Below are 16,769 nucleotides of genomic sequence, written 5' to 3'. Positions count from 1 at the left end.
TCTGGCTGCAGGGCAGTTTTTTATAGTTGGATATCAAACTATAGCGGGTGCGTTTTTTTAGCGTACTTTGCCGTATGCTGAAGATCGCAATTACAGGGCCGGAGTCTACGGGAAAATCTACTTTATCGGAGCAGCTTGCCAGCCACTACCAGACTGTCTGGGTGCCGGAATATGCGCGTACGTATATCGCAAACCTTAACCGGGAGTATACTATAGATGACATAGAAGCGATAGCCCGTGGGCAGCTGCAGCTGGAAGAGCAACTACAGACTATAGCCGCCACCATACTTATATCCGATACCGACCTGCTGGTACTGAAGATCTGGAGCGAACACGCCTTTGGCCGGTGCCCCGATTTTATAGTTGATCAATTACAGCAACAGGACTATAACCTTTACCTGCTGATGGGCGTTGATTTGCCGTGGGAGCCTGATCCGCAGCGCGAGCATCCGCACCTGCGGCAGTACTTCTACGATTGGTATAAACGTGAGCTGGCAACTTTGCAGGTACCTTTTGCCGAGATTGGCGGGCTGCAGCAGGAGCGTTTCCGGAATGCAACCCAGCACATAGATGCGCTTTTGAAGCAGCACAAACTATAAAAAGACTTACATGCTATATTTCTTACAAAACGAAAACTATAAAGTGGGTGTAGAGAGCCTGGGCGCCGAACTGCAGCACTTTATAAAGTTAGATGAGCAACTCGAATTTATCTGGCAGGCCGACCCGAATGTGTGGGCAAGCCATGCGCCGAACCTGTTTCCTATAGTTGGCGAATTGCCGGATGCCATGTATACGTTTCAGGGCAACACCTACCCCATGCTACGCCATGGCTTTGCACGCCACAAAGAGTTTAAACTGGTTGATGAGCACCACGATAAGCTGGTATTTGAGCTTACCCACGACGACGAAACCCTGGCGCAGTATCCGTTTAAATTTACGTTGCTGGTTGCCTATATACTGGAATGGAACAAACTATCGGTAACGTACCTGGTGCGCTGCGATGATGATCATGCCATGTATTTCTCGGTAGGCGGGCACCCGGCCTTTAATGTGCCGTTTTACCCGAACGAGAACTATACCGATTATTACCTGGAGTTTGAGCAGGAAGAGACCCTGAGCCGTTACCTGTTAAACGAACAGGGCCTGCAAAACGGCGATACTGAACGTGTGTTGGAGCAGGAGCGCGTACTTCACTTAAACCATGAGTTCTTTGAGAAAGATGCGCTGGTGTTCAAAAACCTGAACTCTGAAAAAGTAGCCCTTTCCAGCAGCACCAACCCTCGGTCTGTAGAAATAGAGTTTCAGGGTTTTCCTTACCTGGGTGTTTGGGCGAAGCCGGGACCATCGCAATACCTTTGCATAGAGCCATGGTGCGGTATTGCCGGCCGGGTAGGAGAGAGCGGCGAATTGCAGGATAAGGAAGGAATACAGGAAGTAGGGCCTAAGCAGGCGTTTGAGCGTACCTTCACCATCACGATTTTGTAAAGTAAACTATAAACAAAAAAGCCCTGCCAACTATAAATTGGCAGGGCTTTTTGTTTTTCTTCTTAATGCAAAGACGGTTCCGGAAGCTTAGGTAATTTTATAGTTCTGAAATCATATCTTGGTTCAAAATCATTTACCGGCAGCGATATTCCGGGTGGAAGATCCAGATCTGGCAGGCCGTCGCCTAACGGTTCTCCTCCGTCGTCATCACTGTCTGATGAGGGCGGGTGATTAAACTTTGTACGAGGCGAAAAGGCGTAGTAAGCCAGTATAGTAAGCAAAGCTAAAGTATACAGTAAGCTGATCATCATCACGTTTTCGACTTAAATTTTTTTCTGTTCAGCTGGCATATCTTCTTGATTTGGCTGTAGTTAGGGTCAGAAGCAGGAAAATGTGCCTGTTTCTTTTAAAACGTACTTTATGTGTTAGGGTTTGTCTATTAGCTAAAAAAATTCCTATTTATCTGAATTTTATTATATAAGTATATTCTTATAAAGTAGTACCGGTTTTTTAAATCAGTAAAAAGGGCGTACTTTTGCTGGCAGTAGGGGTGCCTTATAATAACGGGCTGAGATCATACCCATTGAACCTGTACGGGTAATGCCGTCGTAGGGAAACAAAAGGGAAACACAAAAAGCAGCATGCTAACCCCTGGCATAACTGTATGTGTCACTAGTTATTTTTAACCATTTCATGAAAAATTTCCTGTTTGCACTGGCGGTGTGTTTATTGCCACTGCAATTGCTTGCGCAGTTTAACCTGAGCGGGCGTGTAACTGATGTTGCCACCGGTAATGCCCTGCCGGGTGCCAGCGTGGTTCTCGAAAATACCGCTGCCGGCACTACCACCGGCCCGGATGGTGCTTTCAATTTCAATAATTTGCCTTCCGGCAACTATAGTTTAAAAGTAACTTTCCTTGGTTTTGAGCAAAAAAAAGCAACTATAAACCTGCAACAGAATGAATTTGTAACACTGGCTTTACGGGCTAAGTCGTTTCAGGCCGGCGAAGTTATAGTGCAGGCTACTCGAGCCGACGAAAAGACCGGAACCACTTACACCAACGTTACACGCGAAGCCATAGAAGAGCGCAATTTCGGGCAGGACATGCCTTACCTGCTGGAGCAGACCCCGGCTGTAGTAGTTAACTCTGATGCAGGCGCAGGAGTGGGTTATACCGGAATCCGGATTCGTGGTTCTGATATTACGCGCATAAACGTGACTGTAAACGGCATCCCAATCAACGACTCTGAAAGCCACGGTACCTTTTTTGTGAACATGCCCGATTTTGCCTCGTCGGTAGAAGATATACAGGTGCAGCGCGGTGTGGGTACATCCACAAACGGAGCCGGTGCTTTTGGTGCCAGCATAAACATTCAAACCCAGCAAACCCAGCCCGAGCCATACGCCGAAACCAGCCATAGTTACGGTTCTTTCGATACCTGGAAAAACAACGTGCGCTTTGGTACAGGATTGATAAATGGCAAGTTTGCTTTTGACGGCCGTTTGTCGCGCATTAAGTCGGATGGCTATATTGACCGTGCATTTTCAGATCTGAAGTCGTTCTACTTTTCGGGTGGCTATTACGGCGATAAAAGCATGCTGAAGTTTGTGGCCTTCTCGGGCAAAGAGAAAACCTACCAGGCCTGGGATGGTGTGCCCGAAGATAAACTGGAAACAGACCGCACTTACAATGGCATTGGTAGCTACACCGACGAAAACGGCAACGAGCGCTTTTACGAAAACGAAACCGACAACTACCAGCAGGATCACTACCAGCTGCACGTTGCCCAGGACCTGACACCACGCCTGAACCTGAGCGGAGCGCTGCATTTAACCCGCGGCCGTGGCTATTACGAGCAGTACAAAGAGAACCAAAAGCTAGCAAACTATAGTTTAAGCCCGGTAACGATAGGCGATGAAACGATAACCCGCACCGACCTGATCCGCCAGAAGTGGCTCGATAACTATTTTTATGGCGCTACCTATGCCCTGAACTATAGCACCGAAGACAGTAGACTGAATGCCACACTTGGCGGTGCCTGGAACAAATACGACGGCGACCATTACGGCGAAGTTATCTGGGCGCGCTATGCCTCCGGCAGCGAGATCGGGCACCGGTATTACTTCAACAACGCCATTAAAACCGATTTCAACATCTTTGCTAAAGTTACTTACCAGCTAACCGAAAAGCTCGGCTTGTTCGGCGATCTGCAGTCCAGAACTATAAACTATAAAATAGATGGTGTGGATGATGATAACCGCAATGTAACGCAGCAGGCTGACTTTAGCTTCCTGAATCCGAAGGCGGGCGTTACCTATGCGATCACGGAAAACCAGAGCGTTTATGCATCTTACGCCATTGGCAACCGCGAGCCGGCCCGCACCGATTTTACTGACACGCCTATAAATCCACTCGCAGATATTGCAGGTCCTACCCACGAAACGCTATACAACCTGGAAACCGGCTATAAACTGCGGGGCAACACGACCGGTTTATTTGGTACTGATGCCAACTATAGTTTCGATGCCAGCTATTACTACATGGACTATAACAACCAGTTGGTGCCAACCGGAGCGCTGAACGATGTAGGCTCCCCGCTACGCACCAACATTAAAGACAGCTACCGCACTGGTGTGGAACTCGCCGGAGCGCTTAACCTGAACGCTATAGTTGAAGTAAGCAGCACCGTAGCCCTGAGCCAAAACAGGATCCGAAACTTTACAGAACACCTGTACACTTATGATGCCGACTATAATGTAGAAGCGATAACGCTGATCAAGCATAAATCAACGGACATTGCTTTTTCGCCGGCTATAGTTTCAGCGCATAAACTGGAAGTGCAGCCCGTAAAAGGATTTAAAGCCGCGATACTTTACAAAACAGTTGGCAAACAGTACCTGGATAACACCAGCAGCAACGACCGTAAACTGGATGCTTACCAGGTAACCGACCTGCGCCTGCGCTATACTCTAAAACCAGGCTTTATGAAGGAACTGGAATTTGCCTTGCTGGTAAATAACCTCCTCAACAAAAAGTATGAAGCCAATGGCTACACCTGGACCGAACTATACACCGGCGACCAGACACGCTACGACTATAACTATTACTACCCGCAGGCAACCCGTAATTTCCTGTTCTCTGTTGGCATGAAGTTTTAAACTATAGTTTATAGGTTATCTAAAGAGCCCTGCCGTAACTGGTGGGGCTTTTTTGTTAGTGATTAAAGGGATTTTGTCTGAGCCGGGATTTCTAGGATTAGCTGGTTGTAGAGATGCAATATTTTGCGTCTCCGCTATAAAACTGCAGGCATAAACTGGTATTTACTTTCTTTTGCAACTATAGCCAGGCGTGTCTGGATATTCGTTCTCACAGTACACCAGTGTTCAAATATTGGCGCAAGCTTGCGTTAAGCAGGTTCAGGTTACCCTACTCAGCCTGATCCTGCTAATCCATTCAATCCCCATTAATCCCGGTTCAGACCTATAGTTCCATAGCTGAGACGCAAGGTATTGCGTCTCTACAATCCCAAAATCCATTAATCCTGAAAATCCTAGTTTGGATTATAGTTAAAATTTTAACTTTGCGTATTACCCTTCTCAAAAACCTTTAAAACAGAACTATGGCTTACGAACCAGCAGGTGCGCCTGACTACTATAACATCGACGATTTACTCACAGAAGAGCATTTACTCATCCGCCAGACCATGCGCGACTTTGTGAAGCGCGAGATCTCACCGAACATCGAAAAGTGGGCACAGGATGCGCATTTCCCATCGGAGATCGTGAAAAAGTTTGGAGATGTAGGAGCATTTGGTCCAACTATACCAACTGAGTATGGTGGTGGCGGCCTCGATTATATCAGCTATGGCATTATTATGCAGGAGATCGAGCGTGGCGATTCTGGCATGCGCTCTACGGCTTCGGTACAGGGCTCGCTGGTGATGTACCCGATCTATAAATATGGCTCGGAGGAGCAGCGCAAAAAATACCTGCCAAAGCTGGCGAGTGGCGAGTGGCTGGGCTGTTTCGGTTTAACGGAGCCTGATTTTGGCTCCAACCCGGGCGGCATGGTAACAAACATCAAAGACATGGGCGATCATTATCTGCTCAACGGTTCTAAAATGTGGATATCCAACTCACCGGAGTGCCAGGTAGCTGTAGTTTGGGCTAAGAACGAAGAAGGCCGTATTAAAGGGCTTATAGTGGAGCGTGGCATGGAAGGCTTTACAACACCTGAAATCCACAACAAATGGAGCCTGCGCGCCAGCTGCACCGGCGAACTGGTGTTTGATAACGTGAAAGTGCCGAAAGAGAACCTGCTGCCTAACATTGATGGTTTGAAAGGCCCACTTGGTTGCCTTGATTCTGCCCGTTATGGTATTTCGTGGGGAGCCCTTGGTGCTGCTATTGATTGTTATGAGTCTGCGCTGAAATATAGCAAAGAGCGTGTTCAGTTCGATAAGCCAATTGGCGGTTTCCAGTTAACACAGAAGAAGCTGGCCGAGATGCTGACCGAGATTACGAAAGCCCAGCTAATGGTGTGGCGTTTAGGAACCCTGATGAACGAAGGCAAAGCCACAACGCAGCAGATTTCGATGGCAAAGCGCAACAGCGTGGACATGGCCCTGCACATTGCCCGCGAAGCACGCCAGATACACGGCGGCATGGGCATTACGGGTGAGTACCCGATCATGCGCCACATGATGAACCTCGAATCAGTAATTACTTACGAAGGAACACACGACATTCACTTACTGATAACCGGTGCTGACATAACTGGTATCCAGGCGTTTAAATAAGCCCCTCCCAGCCCTTCCCTAAAAACAGGGTAAGGCTCTGAAATAGAAGGCAGCTGCGAAAGTAGCTGCCTTTTTTATTTGTCTGAATCAGGATTCACAGGATTTTAGGATTGACAGGATTTCAACTCATGGCGCGAGAGTCTTCGCTCGTGTCGAACTATATTGGAGTCTCCGTTTCAGACGTGTAGGGAACATTCCCCTCCTCGGAGGGGTTAGGGGTGGGTAAATCGTGTAATGATGAAACAACAGATCATACCATATAAACCTTATCTGAAAGAACTAGCAAAACAACTACGGCAAAACAGCACATTATCCGAGGTTTTGCTTTGGAATGAATTGAAAAACCGGAAACTGCTTGGCTATGATTTTGACCGACAAAAACCTATTGATAGTTTTATAGTTGATTTCTACTGCAAAGATTTACTGCTTGCAATAGAGATAGATGGCGACAGCCACGACTATAGTTTTGATGAAGATATGAAGCGGCAGGTTGCCTTAGAAAAACTTGGTGTTAGGTTTCTTAGATTTGACGACTCTGAAGTAAAGCGAGAGTTAAGTAATGTGCTTCGAACTATTGAAACATGGGTATTGGCAAATCGAAAAAGTAAAACCCACCCCTAGCCCCTCCGAGGAGGGGAATTGTTCCCCGATATTACTCCACGGATAATGTATAGGCAGAGATTCAACTATAGATCGTCGCTGGCGAAGACGCTCGCGCCAAAATTATTCGAACTATAGAAGTCAAACTAATACTCCTCATCTTCCCGGAAATCCTGCCTGCTTTTACCGCCTGGGTTGTACTTCATCATACCTTCCCAGAGCCTGTCGAACTCACGGCTATAGTCCTGCACAATACTCAGGTTATCGGTTACCAATATGTTCTCGTGGTTGTACATGGCGGCGCTGCGTGTCCAGTTATAGCTGCCGGTAAGCACACGCGTTTCATCGAAAATGGCAAATTTATGGTGCATGTGGCTGCGCGTTTTATCTATCCGCACATCCAGGCCTTTGGCTGCCAGTTCTCTTATATCTGAGCCGGCATCGTGCAGTTTGTTATTATCTGTAATAATCCTGATGTGTACACCACGCTGGTGTGCCCTAACTATAGCTTCCGAAATACGGTCGTCGCTTATCGTAAACACACATATCTTCATGGTCTTTTCCGCCTCCTCAATAGCTGTTATGATGGCTTCGAGGCAATCTTCGCCGGGGCTGAAGAAGGCATGACTGGTAATTTTTTGCTGCATGAACTATAAATTAGGCTGCTGAAAGGTACGTTTACAGCTTCATTTTTGATAAGAATCTGTGTTGTTGCTAATTATATTAGAATTATGGGTAAATACTATAAAATAATTAGCAAAATTACGTAAATTCGTAACTATAAATGGAGCGAAAGCTGCGCCCGAACTGTTATCTTCAGGTATAGCAAAAGCTGATTTTTTTAGTAGAGAATAGAAGAATGAGAGAAGATTATCTCACTGGCGAAAAAGAACACTTAACGCCAGCCGAACGCGATATAGATAAGGCGCTTCGTCCGCTTAGTTTTGCCGATTTTACAGGGCAGGCAAAGGTGGTCGAGAACCTGAAAATATTTGTTCAGGCAGCCCGCCGTCGTGGCGAAGCCCTGGACCACGTGTTGCTGCACGGACCTCCGGGACTTGGTAAAACCACGCTTTCGCACATTATTGCTTCGGAACTGGATGCAGGTATAAAAATGACATCGGGGCCGGTACTGGACAAGCCAAGCGATTTAGCGGGTCTGCTTACCAACCTCGACCCGAACGATGTACTTTTTATCGATGAGATTCACCGTCTGAACCCGATTGTGGAAGAGTACCTGTACTCGGCCATGGAAGACTACAAGATCGATATCATGCTTGATTCCGGTCCGAACGCGCGTTCCGTACAAATTAGCTTAAACCCGTTCACGCTGATCGGTGCTACAACACGTTCCGGTTTGCTGACTGCGCCACTGCGTGCCCGTTTCAGTATCAATAGCCGTTTGGAGTATTACGATGCCGAGTTGCTAACTTCGATAGTTAAGCGTTCATCTGCATTACTTGGTGCGCCAATACATGCCGATGCTGCTTTCGAGATTGCCCGCCGTAGCCGTGGTACGCCACGTATTGCTAACAACCTCCTACGCCGTACCCGTGACTTTGCCCAGGTAAAAGGCGACGGTACTATAGATGTGGAAATCGCTAAGTTTGCACTTCACGCGCTGGATGTAGACCACAATGGTCTGGATGATATGGACAAACGCATCCTTTCCTGCATCATCGATAAGTATAAAGGTGGTCCGGTTGGTATCTCAACTATAGCTACCGCCTGCGGCGAAGAGGCCGAAACGATTGAAGAAGTGTACGAGCCGTTCCTGATCCAGGAGGGTTACATTAAGCGTACCGCCCGCGGTCGCGAAGCTACCGAAGCTGCTTACAAGCACTTAGGTAAAATTCCGCCGCAACATGCTCAGGCTTCAGGCGGCTTGTTTGATCAGGCAGAGTAACTAACTATAGTTTATAGTATAAAAGAAAAGAGCAGGCCATTTGGGTCTGCTCTTTTTTGTTTGCCTGAACCGGGATTAATGGGGCGTTAATTTGATTTAAATGATTTCCTAACTTGTGCTGTTTCGGACATCCGTGTCCGAAACTTTATCTGCTACGGACACCATGTCCGCATAAATGTAGAGCTAATCTACAGGGATTAGGAAGTCCCTGGCAGAGTGCTTTCGGACACGGATGTCCGAAACAGCGTTTGTTTTAAACTTTAGGAAAATTTCCCTCTTAAGGGCGGGGGTGTGTTTTGCTAAACTTAATTTCAGATTTCTCCTTGCGTCGAAATGACAGGTTCATCAGACTTAGCAGTAAGTATAGTTACTTACTAGGCTATAGTTAGTAAAAAGCTCACTGGTCTGATAAATGTGGAAAGGTCTGTTCCGTAATCATATTAAATCACTTTAATCCCTTTTAATCACTGGTAGGATTTTTTTCTCCCTAACTTTGTTCTTTTAGAACTATAGCCGCTCAACTATAAGTCGGCTAATCTATAACTTGAACAAAGCACAGCACACATATCTTATCAAACAGAAGGCGCAGGAACTGGGCTTTATGTATTGTGGCATCTCGAAAGCTGATTTCCTGGAGGAGGAAGCGCCGCGGCTGGAGAACTGGCTGAAGCAGAATATGCATGGCCAGATGCACTACATGGAGAACCATTTCGATAAGCGTCTGGACCCGCGTCTTTTAGTTGATGGCGCAAAATCTGTTGTGTCGTTGCTGCTTAATTATTATCCTGCCAAAGAAAACCAACAACCCGACGAGGATACTTATAAGATATCGAAATACGCTTACGGCACCGATTATCACTTTGTGATCAAAGACAAGCTGAAGACGCTGCTGGATTACATAAATGAAACGATTGGTGAAGTGGGCGGTCGTTGCTTCGTGGATTCTGCGCCGGTACTGGATAAAGCCTGGGCCTCGAAAAGCGGATTGGGTTGGGTAGGGAAGCATACACTGCTGATAACACCGCAAGCCGGCAGTTTTCATTTTGTGGCAGAGCTTATCATAGACCTGGAACTGGACTATGATGGCCCGATAAAAGATTATTGTGGAAGTTGTACCAAATGCCTGGATGCCTGCCCGACCGATGCTATAGTTGCGCCTTATGTGGTGGATGGCAGCAAATGTATTTCATATTATACGATAGAGCTTAAAGACCAGCTGCCCCAGGAAATGAACGGAAAGTTTGGTAACTGGATATTTGGTTGCGATATATGCCAGGATGTATGTCCCTGGAATCGTTTCAGTAAACCGCACAACGAGCCTGCTTTTGCGCCCCACCCCGATCTGCAAAGCCTGAAAACCAGTGATTGGCAGGAGCTGACACACGAAGTCTTCTCGCAGTTATTTAAAAAATCGGCAGTAAAACGGACAGGCTACAACGGTCTGTTGCGCAACATAACGTTTGTGCAGCAAAGTGAAGAAAACTGCCCCGATCCTATGGCTGGAGCTTCGCAAATACGCGGTTAATAATAAACAGGTATTTATTTGAAAACTGGTCGTAGCACCATTGTTTTAATTGCAGCAACTCGTCTGCAACCAGAAATTTAAAGGCTTTTCTGAGCTCCTTCTCAAACAGCATTTTGTCAAAGCTAACCTTCAGCAAAATGGTTTTTACATATTCCAACATGTCAGTAAAGTAATAGAATCAGGTTCTTTTTTCAGTTACGCATTCCTGCTGTAAAGGTGCTGCCAAAAGCAGGTAAAGTTGGTTAAAATGCAGCTTTTAAAAGGGAACAGGTAATTTGGCGGTTTGTTGCAGAGTTCTGCGTTAAGAAATTGCTAAATTTGTTCCGATGCGCTTTATCTACCTAACTTTATTCATTCTGCTATTATTGCACGGCACGCTGCTGGCGCAGCAGATCAGTATTGCCTTAGGTAAAAGCCCGCTGCCCATAAACCAGTACTATACCATTGGCATTCAGCTCCACGACCAGGCCCTGAAAGAGTACAGCCCGTTTCCGGAAATAGAGGGTTTTAAGAAGAGCACCAAGTATTCATCCACCGAAACTATCATTACCGGTGGCACCACTACCAAAATACTGACCGTTTACCAGAACTATGCCCCGCTGGCCGAAGGCGAATTTGTGCTAAAGCCTTTCAGTATGAAAGTGAACGGGCAAACCGTGCAATCGCAGGGCACCACTATAGTTGTAAGGCCAATGACGGCAACTACAACGCCGGGTACCAACATTCCTGACCTGATCGCTGCCGACAAAGAGCCGGAATCAACTATAGATGTGCAGCCCGAGTACATCGAAAAAGACGATAACGCCTTCCTGACGCTGTATACCAACAAAGATGAGGTATATGTAGGCGAAGGATTTACAGTGGCCCTATACTTTTACCTGGCAGCCGAAGACCAGCAGCTGCTGGATTTTCATGATTTCACAAACCAGATAAGCGCTATACTGAAGCAGCTGCAACAGCCCAATGTGTGGGAAGAGTCGTTTGAGTTTACTGAGATAACACCGGAGAATGTGCTGGTGGAAGGCAAGCCCTACCTGCGGTTTAAACTATACGAATCAGTGCTTTACCCGATAAACCTGCAACCGATCCGGTTTCCGCAACTCTCGCTTAAAATGCTGAAGTACAAAGTTGCAAAGAACCCGAACCTGCTGAATGACCAACGCCAGGAGGGCTACAAAACCTACTTTGCACGCCCACGCGAAATCAAAGTAAAACAACTGCCGCCTCACCCGTTGCGCGACGCTGTGCCGGTTGGTAACTATAGCTTAACCGAAAAGCTGTCCCGGGAAGATGCACAGGTCAATAAAAGTATCTCGTATCTGTTTAGGGTAGAAGGGGAGGGCAACCTGGCAGCTATTATGCCTCCGGTGCCCGAAACGCAGCCCGGCCTGGATTTTTACCCGCCCGATGTACGCCAGGATGTAACCCGTCGTGCCGGTCGTGTAATAGGTTCTAAAAGCTTCACCTATACCGTATTGCCGCGCGAGCCGGGTAACTATAGGTTAGGAGAGGTGATGCACTGGATCTACTTCGATCCGGTAACAGCCCGTTACGATACGCTCCGGCCAACCTTAACTTTACAGGTAACCGGCACCCGCGATACCGATGCCCTGGTATTATCCCGTGATCTGGGCTCTTTTTACAAAATTATCGAAAACGAAGACAACACCTTCGTCAGCCTCCACCAGTTCGATGAGATCAGGCGCTATACAAACATAATTCTGGTGGTGCTGTTAGTGGTTTCGGGCTTCATCTTTATTAAACGCAGAAAGCTATGAGCAATACATACGGTACCCTTTTCAGGATAACAACCTTTGGCGAGTCGCATGGGCCGGCAATTGGCGTTGTGATAGATGGTTGCCCCGCAGGCCTTGAAATAAGTACTGATGAGATACAACTAGCCTTAGACCGCCGTCGCCCCGGCCAGTCGGATATAACTACCCCACGCAGCGAAGAAGATAAGGTAACGATACTTTCAGGGATATTTGAGGGGAAAACTACCGGAACACCTATAGCGCTTGTCGTAAACAACAAAGACCAGCACAGCCACGATTACAGCCACATAGAACACGCATTCCGCCCGTCGCACGCCGATTATACCTACACAGCCAAATACGGCGCCCGCGATTACCGGGGAGGTGGCCGTAGCTCGGCCCGCGAAACTGTGGCGCGCGTGGCTGCTGGTGCCGTAGCAGCCAAGTTACTGAAGCAGCATGGCATAACTATAAACGGTTATGTATCGCAGGTGGGGAGTGTAAAATTGCGCAAGCATTATTCTAAACTCGATTTCAGTAAGACAGATTCGAATAAAGTGCGTTGCCCGGATGGTGCCATTGCAGCACGTATGATCGGCGTAATTGAAGAAGCCCGCGACAGTTTAGATACGATTGGCGGTGTAGTAAGCTGCGTTATACAAGGTGTGCCTGCCGGTTTAGGAGAGCCTGTTTTCGACAAATTGCATGCCGAGTTGGGCAAAGCCATGCTAAGTATAAATGCAGTAAAAGGTTTTGAGTACGGCAGTGGTTTTGAAGGCGTAAAGCTGCACGGCTCCGAGCACAACGACCAGTTCTATACTGATGAACAAGGCGCCGTAAAAACCAGAACCAATCACTCCGGAGGCATACAGGGCGGCATCAGCAACGGGCAGGATATTTACTTTAATGTAGCCTTTAAGCCTGTCGCAACTATACTGCAGCCCCAGCAAACTATAAATGATGCCGGCGAAGCGATAACCCTGCAAGGCAAAGGCCGTCACGACCCTTGCGTACTGCCACGTGCTGTACCTATAGTTGATGCCATGGCTGCGCTGGTACTCGCTGATTTTCTGCTTCGCAGCCGTATGAGCAAACTATAGGTTCTTATAGTTTACTTCAGCGCATTAGCCGGAATATAACCGTATTGGTATAGTTCCTCCATGCAATTTATTGGCCTCGCATACCCATCAGCAAGAAGTATGATTCTATCACTGACCCGCAACACCGACTGGTAATCGTGGTCCGTAATGAGGAAGCCTTTTGTTCCAAGGTGCGCCCTAAGTAACTCTTCTATATACTCAACATATAGTGGCGCTATTCCGGAGAATGGCTCATCCAGCAGCATAAACTTTACATCTTTCTGCAATAGGAGCATCAGTTCAAAGTAGCGCAGTTCACCTTTCGAGAGTTCTCCGGCATATTTTGTAAGATGTTTCTGTATTCGCTCGTCCTGTTTTATAGTTTCTCTCTTATCCGGCTCTTTATGATAGAGATCTATGAGCCTGTGCAGCTTTATGTTGTGAGGCAAAAAGTCGTTTTGCGGAAGGTAAGCAAGTAGGTTATCGCTTTTGTAAGGCTCATTATAAACGTTGCCATTAATGCGGATGTGTTTGTTAAGCGTGGGTAGCGTACCAAAAATGATCTTGAGAAGAGTTGTTTTGCCACATCCATTCCTGCCCAGCAATCCTGCAATTTCGCCGGTTTTGCAGCTTAGATAAATATTGGTAAGAAGTTGCCTGTGCCCATAATTGAAAAGAATGCTGTCAACTTCCAGTTTGTTCTCAGGCATACAGGTATAGCTTCAGGATGAACAGTAGAACTGCAATTGCCACATTACATAAATAAGAGCCAGCTATAAGCCCAGTTTTGCTGATGCCTAAATTGTGGTAAAAGTAGTACTGGTTCTGATAGCGCTGCTCGTAAAAGAACAGGGCCAGCAAAAAGCTACCGGTAAGAATGCTCAAACTAAAGGAGTTGATAAACCCGATAAGTTTATCAGCGCTGAAACCCATGCTAACTATACCTGCCAGCAGCGAAAATGGCAGACTAAAGCTCATCAGGGCTTTATAGTAGATAAGAAAAGGTTTGAAGCGGTGCACCTGGTAATTGATTATTTCTATGAATATAGTCAGATTTGGTTATAAACAAAAGCGCCGTTCCCTGTTTAAAGGAACGGCGCTTTTTATAGTTCAATATAGTTTAGAACAATTTCAGTTCTACAACCAGGTACCAGATAATGATCAGGATTGGCAACAGGAACGGGATAGAATAACGGAACACATAACCGAAGAAAGATGGCATTTTAATACCAGCACTTTCAGCAATGGCTTTTACCATAAAGTTAGGCCCGTTACCAATATAGGTAAAAGCACCAAACAGCACCGATGCCAGCGAAATGGCTTCCAGTAAGGTTAGCGTAATAGGGTCTGCTCCGGTACCGGTGGCAAACTGGCGAACTTCCACCACGCTGTTTTGTGCCATATCATACTTGGCCATTCCAAGTGACAGGAAGTTGGCATACGTAGGCGCGTTATCCAGGAAGCTGGAAAGTGAGCCGGTTGCCCAATACAGGAAGTTAGGTGTAATATATTTTGCATACTGCGGTGCAGAGGCAATTTCAGCCGAAAGCTGTAAGGCAGGCATCATCGTAAAGAAAATACCGAAGAACAGGAACACGACTTCCAGAATAGGATGGAAGGAGAACTGATTACCTGCCATGGCTGTTTTGCTTGCATTACGGTAGCAAAAGAAAGCAGCAGAAAGCTGAATAATTTCACGGAGGAAAGAGAACTTGTTGCCATCATAATAAATATGCGGTAAGCTTTCAATCACGTTAGGGTCCAGGAAAATAGCCCCGATAATAATTGCCAGCCAGAACAGGTTGCGCTTACCACTTACATAGAATTCAGTACGTTCATCCAGTTTCGATACTACTTCCGGACTAGGGGTAAAGTCTGTTATTTTATTTCTTCTGTCTACAAAGTAAAAAACAAGGCAAAGCAAGGCAATTGCAATAAGCCAGGGTGTAAACAAGTGCTGTAATGTCCAGAAGAAAGGAACGCCTTTCAGGAAACCGATAAATAACGGCGGGTCGCCAAGGGGGGTAAGCAGACCGCCCGCATTGCTAACTATAAAAATAAAGAATACGATCTGGTATGCTTTAATACGGTGTATGTTCAGGCGGATGAACGGGCGGATAAGCAAAAGCGACGCACCTGTTGTACCTACAATGTTTGCTAATACGGCCCCTATGGCTACCAGGGCTACGTTCATGGCTGGTGTGGCCCGCGCATTAACATTTATATAAATACCGCCTGCAGAGATGTATAAGGAGCTAAGCAGCACTGCAAAAGAGGCATACTCAAAAAAAGTATGTATCGGCATGTGCACGTCCTGCAGGGCAAAGAGGTAATACCCTAAAACTATAAGGGCAAGTACCACGGCCACTTTTTTATAGTTGTTTTCCCAGAAGTGGCTAAAGAAAATTGGCCCGGCAGCGATCATGCCGATCAATAAAAGAAAAGGAATGATAAGGAAGCCCGGCGGAGAAATTTGGTTCTGGGCCAGTAGAATGAAATTAGTTAGCATAGGTGTTTGTGAATTGTCTGTAGTGCTGAGCTGGTTGGTTACGGAACAAAGATAAAATATATAGGCTCAAATGCTATTCAGAGGTAGAAATATGTAATTTTTTATTGGCCTAATCTTATTTAAGACTGTGCCTGTATTTCTTTACTTCTTAGAAATAATGCCTAATTTTGGAAACTTTAAGGCGTGGTCCAAAGTTTTACTTAAAACGTAGATTCCCATGATAGATAATAAAGAGAAAATGGTGTCGGTATATGCTGAGGCTAACCCGAACCCAGAGTCAATGAAATTAGTGATGAACGTGCAGTTGCTGCCAGATGGCCAGAGCGTGGATTACCCGGATCTGGAAAGTGCAGTAGAGTCGCCGTTGGCACAGGAGCTTTTCAATTTCGATTACGTTTCGCGTGTGTTCATTGCCAGCAACTTTGTAACTATAACCAAGAACTCAACTATAGAGTGGGTAAAGCTTATACCTGAGTTGCGCACCTTCCTGAAATCTTATGTTGAGGCTGGTGGCCCTATCTTTAACGAAGGCTTCTCGGCTGCTCCGAAAACGGAGACTTCTATATCCGGCGAAACATCAGAAGGCGACGCAGCTATAGTTAAGAAAGTGATCGATCTGTTGGAGAACTACGTACGTCCGGCTGTAGAGCAGGATGGCGGTAACATTTCTTTCAAATCTTATAACGACGGTGTGGTTACAGTGCACCTGCAAGGCTCGTGCAGCGGCTGCCCATCTGCTACTGTAACGCTTAAAGCCGGTATCGAGAACCTGCTGAAGCGTATGGTACCAGAAGTAAAAGAAGTTGTTGCTGATGGCGTTACCATCTAAGCAAAAGCAACTATAAACTATAAAAAGCCGGCTCCTTTATAAGAGCTGGCTTTTTTGTTTATATGAACCTGGGGCTAAGATTTAAGATAGGATGGAATATAGGATTGGAGGGGTTTCAGGATTAATGGTCTGGACTGGGGTTTACGAAATGTAGAGAACAATACCTTGCGTCTTTTTGCCTTAACCGGGATTAAGGGAGATTTATGGGATTAGCAGAATAACGAATCAGCCGCAAGTTTAACGAAGCGTAACTTGTGGCTTTGCTTGGCAGTAAGTTTTCAAC

At 46.4% G+C, this 16,769-nt stretch carries 16 protein-coding genes and 1 riboswitch; of the genes, 10 read left to right on the top strand and 6 right to left on the bottom strand.

The window, feature by feature from the left end; translation table 11 throughout:
• Positions 1-74: 74 nt before the first annotated feature.
• Both GSQ66_RS11655 and GSQ66_RS11650 read left to right on the top strand, forming a co-directional pair.
• On the top strand, positions 75-599 hold the full coding sequence (locus GSQ66_RS11655) for an AAA family ATPase (RefSeq protein WP_162427634.1): 525 nt from the start codon (positions 75-77) through the stop codon (positions 597-599).
• Between the two features lie 10 nt (positions 600-609).
• Positions 610-1,485 carry an aldose 1-epimerase family protein gene (locus GSQ66_RS11650; RefSeq protein WP_162427633.1) on the top strand — a complete coding sequence of 292 codons (876 nt, stop codon included), beginning with the start codon at positions 610-612 and terminating at the stop codon, positions 1,483-1,485.
• Positions 1,486-1,547: 62 nt separating this feature from the next.
• Here the strand turns inward: GSQ66_RS11650 and GSQ66_RS11645 are convergent, their stop codons facing one another.
• Positions 1,548-1,796: a hypothetical protein gene (locus tag GSQ66_RS11645; RefSeq protein WP_162427632.1), complete on the bottom strand. Its 249-nt coding sequence runs from the start codon at positions 1,794-1,796 to the stop codon at positions 1,548-1,550.
• Between the two features lie 225 nt (positions 1,797-2,021).
• Positions 2,022-2,118, top strand: a riboswitch (TPP riboswitch).
• Between the two features lie 60 nt (positions 2,119-2,178).
• Between GSQ66_RS11645 and GSQ66_RS11640 the strand changes: the two genes are divergently transcribed.
• The 3 genes from GSQ66_RS11640 (at position 2,179) to GSQ66_RS11630 (ending at position 6,905) form a co-directional block, all read left to right on the top strand.
• On the top strand, positions 2,179-4,644 hold the full coding sequence (locus tag GSQ66_RS11640; protein ID WP_162427631.1) for a TonB-dependent receptor: 2,466 nt from the start codon (positions 2,179-2,181) through the stop codon (positions 4,642-4,644).
• A gap of 461 nt (positions 4,645-5,105) precedes the next feature.
• On the top strand, positions 5,106-6,284 hold the full coding sequence (locus GSQ66_RS11635; protein WP_162427630.1) for an acyl-CoA dehydrogenase family protein: 1,179 nt from the start codon (positions 5,106-5,108) through the stop codon (positions 6,282-6,284).
• 234 nt (positions 6,285-6,518) lie between these two features.
• Positions 6,519-6,905: an endonuclease domain-containing protein gene (locus GSQ66_RS11630; protein WP_162427629.1), complete on the top strand. Its 387-nt coding sequence runs from the start codon at positions 6,519-6,521 to the stop codon at positions 6,903-6,905.
• A 125-nt stretch (positions 6,906-7,030) separates the two neighbouring features.
• On the opposite strand, the gene GSQ66_RS11625 is transcribed toward GSQ66_RS11630, so the two are convergent.
• Positions 7,031-7,531, bottom strand: coding sequence for a phospholipase D-like domain-containing protein (locus tag GSQ66_RS11625; protein WP_162427628.1), 501 nt, complete (start codon positions 7,529-7,531; stop codon positions 7,031-7,033).
• Positions 7,532-7,743: 212 nt separating this feature from the next.
• On the opposite strand from GSQ66_RS11625, the gene ruvB reads away from it, so the two are divergent.
• Both ruvB and queG read left to right on the top strand, forming a co-directional pair.
• Positions 7,744-8,790, top strand: a complete 1,047-nt coding sequence (ruvB, locus tag GSQ66_RS11620) for a Holliday junction branch migration DNA helicase RuvB (RefSeq protein ID WP_162427627.1) — start codon at positions 7,744-7,746, stop codon at positions 8,788-8,790.
• A 544-nt stretch (positions 8,791-9,334) separates the two neighbouring features.
• On the top strand, positions 9,335-10,315 hold the full coding sequence (gene queG, locus GSQ66_RS11615; RefSeq protein WP_162427626.1) for a tRNA epoxyqueuosine(34) reductase QueG: 981 nt from the start codon (positions 9,335-9,337) through the stop codon (positions 10,313-10,315).
• Here the strand turns inward: queG and GSQ66_RS11610 are convergent.
• Positions 10,284-10,475, bottom strand: coding sequence for a hypothetical protein (locus GSQ66_RS11610; protein ID WP_162427625.1), 192 nt, complete (start codon positions 10,473-10,475; stop codon positions 10,284-10,286). The genes queG and GSQ66_RS11610 overlap by 32 nt on opposite strands.
• A gap of 166 nt (positions 10,476-10,641) precedes the next feature.
• Here GSQ66_RS11610 and GSQ66_RS11605 point away from each other — a divergent pair, with 166 nt between their 5' ends.
• Positions 10,642-12,093 (top strand): BatD family protein, encoded by a 1,452-nt coding sequence (locus GSQ66_RS11605; protein ID WP_162427624.1) that lies wholly within the window; start codon positions 10,642-10,644, stop codon positions 12,091-12,093.
• Positions 12,090-13,169 carry a chorismate synthase gene (gene aroC, locus GSQ66_RS11600; RefSeq protein WP_162427623.1) on the top strand — a complete coding sequence of 360 codons (1,080 nt, stop codon included), beginning with the start codon at positions 12,090-12,092 and terminating at the stop codon, positions 13,167-13,169. Before GSQ66_RS11605 ends, aroC begins: the two co-directional genes overlap by 4 nt.
• 11 nt (positions 13,170-13,180) lie before the next feature.
• On the opposite strand, the gene GSQ66_RS11595 is transcribed toward aroC, so the two are convergent.
• The 3 genes from GSQ66_RS11595 to GSQ66_RS11585 form a co-directional block, all read right to left on the bottom strand.
• Positions 13,181-13,858, bottom strand: a complete 678-nt coding sequence (locus GSQ66_RS11595) for an ATP-binding cassette domain-containing protein (RefSeq protein ID WP_162427622.1) — start codon at positions 13,856-13,858, stop codon at positions 13,181-13,183.
• Positions 13,851-14,126: a hypothetical protein gene (locus tag GSQ66_RS11590; RefSeq protein ID WP_162427621.1), complete on the bottom strand. Its 276-nt coding sequence runs from the start codon at positions 14,124-14,126 to the stop codon at positions 13,851-13,853. The genes GSQ66_RS11595 and GSQ66_RS11590 overlap by 8 nt, the downstream gene beginning before the upstream one ends.
• A gap of 142 nt (positions 14,127-14,268) precedes the next feature.
• Positions 14,269-15,657, bottom strand: a complete 1,389-nt coding sequence (locus GSQ66_RS11585) for a sodium:proton antiporter (protein WP_162427620.1) — start codon at positions 15,655-15,657, stop codon at positions 14,269-14,271.
• A 217-nt stretch (positions 15,658-15,874) separates the two neighbouring features.
• Between GSQ66_RS11585 and GSQ66_RS11580 the strand changes: the two genes are divergently transcribed.
• On the top strand, positions 15,875-16,486 hold the full coding sequence (locus GSQ66_RS11580; RefSeq protein WP_162427619.1) for a NifU family protein: 612 nt from the start codon (positions 15,875-15,877) through the stop codon (positions 16,484-16,486).
• Positions 16,487-16,769: the final 283 nt, after the last annotated feature.

The organism is Pontibacter pudoricolor (genome assembly GCF_010092985.1).
Taxonomy (GTDB): Bacteria; Bacteroidota; Bacteroidia; order Cytophagales; family Hymenobacteraceae; genus Pontibacter; species Pontibacter pudoricolor.
Note: the sequence above shows the minus strand (reverse complement) of the source record. Positions and strands in the feature narration are given on the sequence as shown.

Bases quoted from the DNA above. Each gene is read 5' to 3' on its own strand.
- GSQ66_RS11655 (WP_162427634.1), top strand. From the start codon at position 75: ATGCTGAAGATCGCAATTACAGGGCCGGAGTCTACGGGAAAATCTACT.
- GSQ66_RS11650 (WP_162427633.1), top strand. From the start codon at position 610: ATGCTATATTTCTTACAAAACGAAAACTATAAAGTGGGTGTAGAGAGC.
- GSQ66_RS11645 (WP_162427632.1), bottom strand. From the start codon at position 1,796: ATGATGATCAGCTTACTGTATACTTTAGCTTTGCTTACTATACTGGCT.
- GSQ66_RS11640 (WP_162427631.1), top strand. From the start codon at position 2,179: ATGAAAAATTTCCTGTTTGCACTGGCGGTGTGTTTATTGCCACTGCAA.
- GSQ66_RS11635 (WP_162427630.1), top strand. From the start codon at position 5,106: ATGGCTTACGAACCAGCAGGTGCGCCTGACTACTATAACATCGACGAT.
- GSQ66_RS11630 (WP_162427629.1), top strand. From the start codon at position 6,519: ATGATGAAACAACAGATCATACCATATAAACCTTATCTGAAAGAACTA.
- GSQ66_RS11625 (WP_162427628.1), bottom strand. From the start codon at position 7,531: ATGCAGCAAAAAATTACCAGTCATGCCTTCTTCAGCCCCGGCGAAGAT.
- ruvB (WP_162427627.1), top strand. From the start codon at position 7,744: ATGAGAGAAGATTATCTCACTGGCGAAAAAGAACACTTAACGCCAGCC.
- GSQ66_RS11610 (WP_162427625.1), bottom strand. From the start codon at position 10,475: ATGTTGGAATATGTAAAAACCATTTTGCTGAAGGTTAGCTTTGACAAA.
- GSQ66_RS11605 (WP_162427624.1), top strand. From the start codon at position 10,642: ATGCGCTTTATCTACCTAACTTTATTCATTCTGCTATTATTGCACGGC.
- aroC (WP_162427623.1), top strand. From the start codon at position 12,090: ATGAGCAATACATACGGTACCCTTTTCAGGATAACAACCTTTGGCGAG.
- GSQ66_RS11595 (WP_162427622.1), bottom strand. From the start codon at position 13,858: ATGCCTGAGAACAAACTGGAAGTTGACAGCATTCTTTTCAATTATGGG.
- GSQ66_RS11590 (WP_162427621.1), bottom strand. From the start codon at position 14,126: ATGAGCTTTAGTCTGCCATTTTCGCTGCTGGCAGGTATAGTTAGCATG.
- GSQ66_RS11585 (WP_162427620.1), bottom strand. From the start codon at position 15,657: ATGCTAACTAATTTCATTCTACTGGCCCAGAACCAAATTTCTCCGCCG.
- GSQ66_RS11580 (WP_162427619.1), top strand. From the start codon at position 15,875: ATGATAGATAATAAAGAGAAAATGGTGTCGGTATATGCTGAGGCTAAC.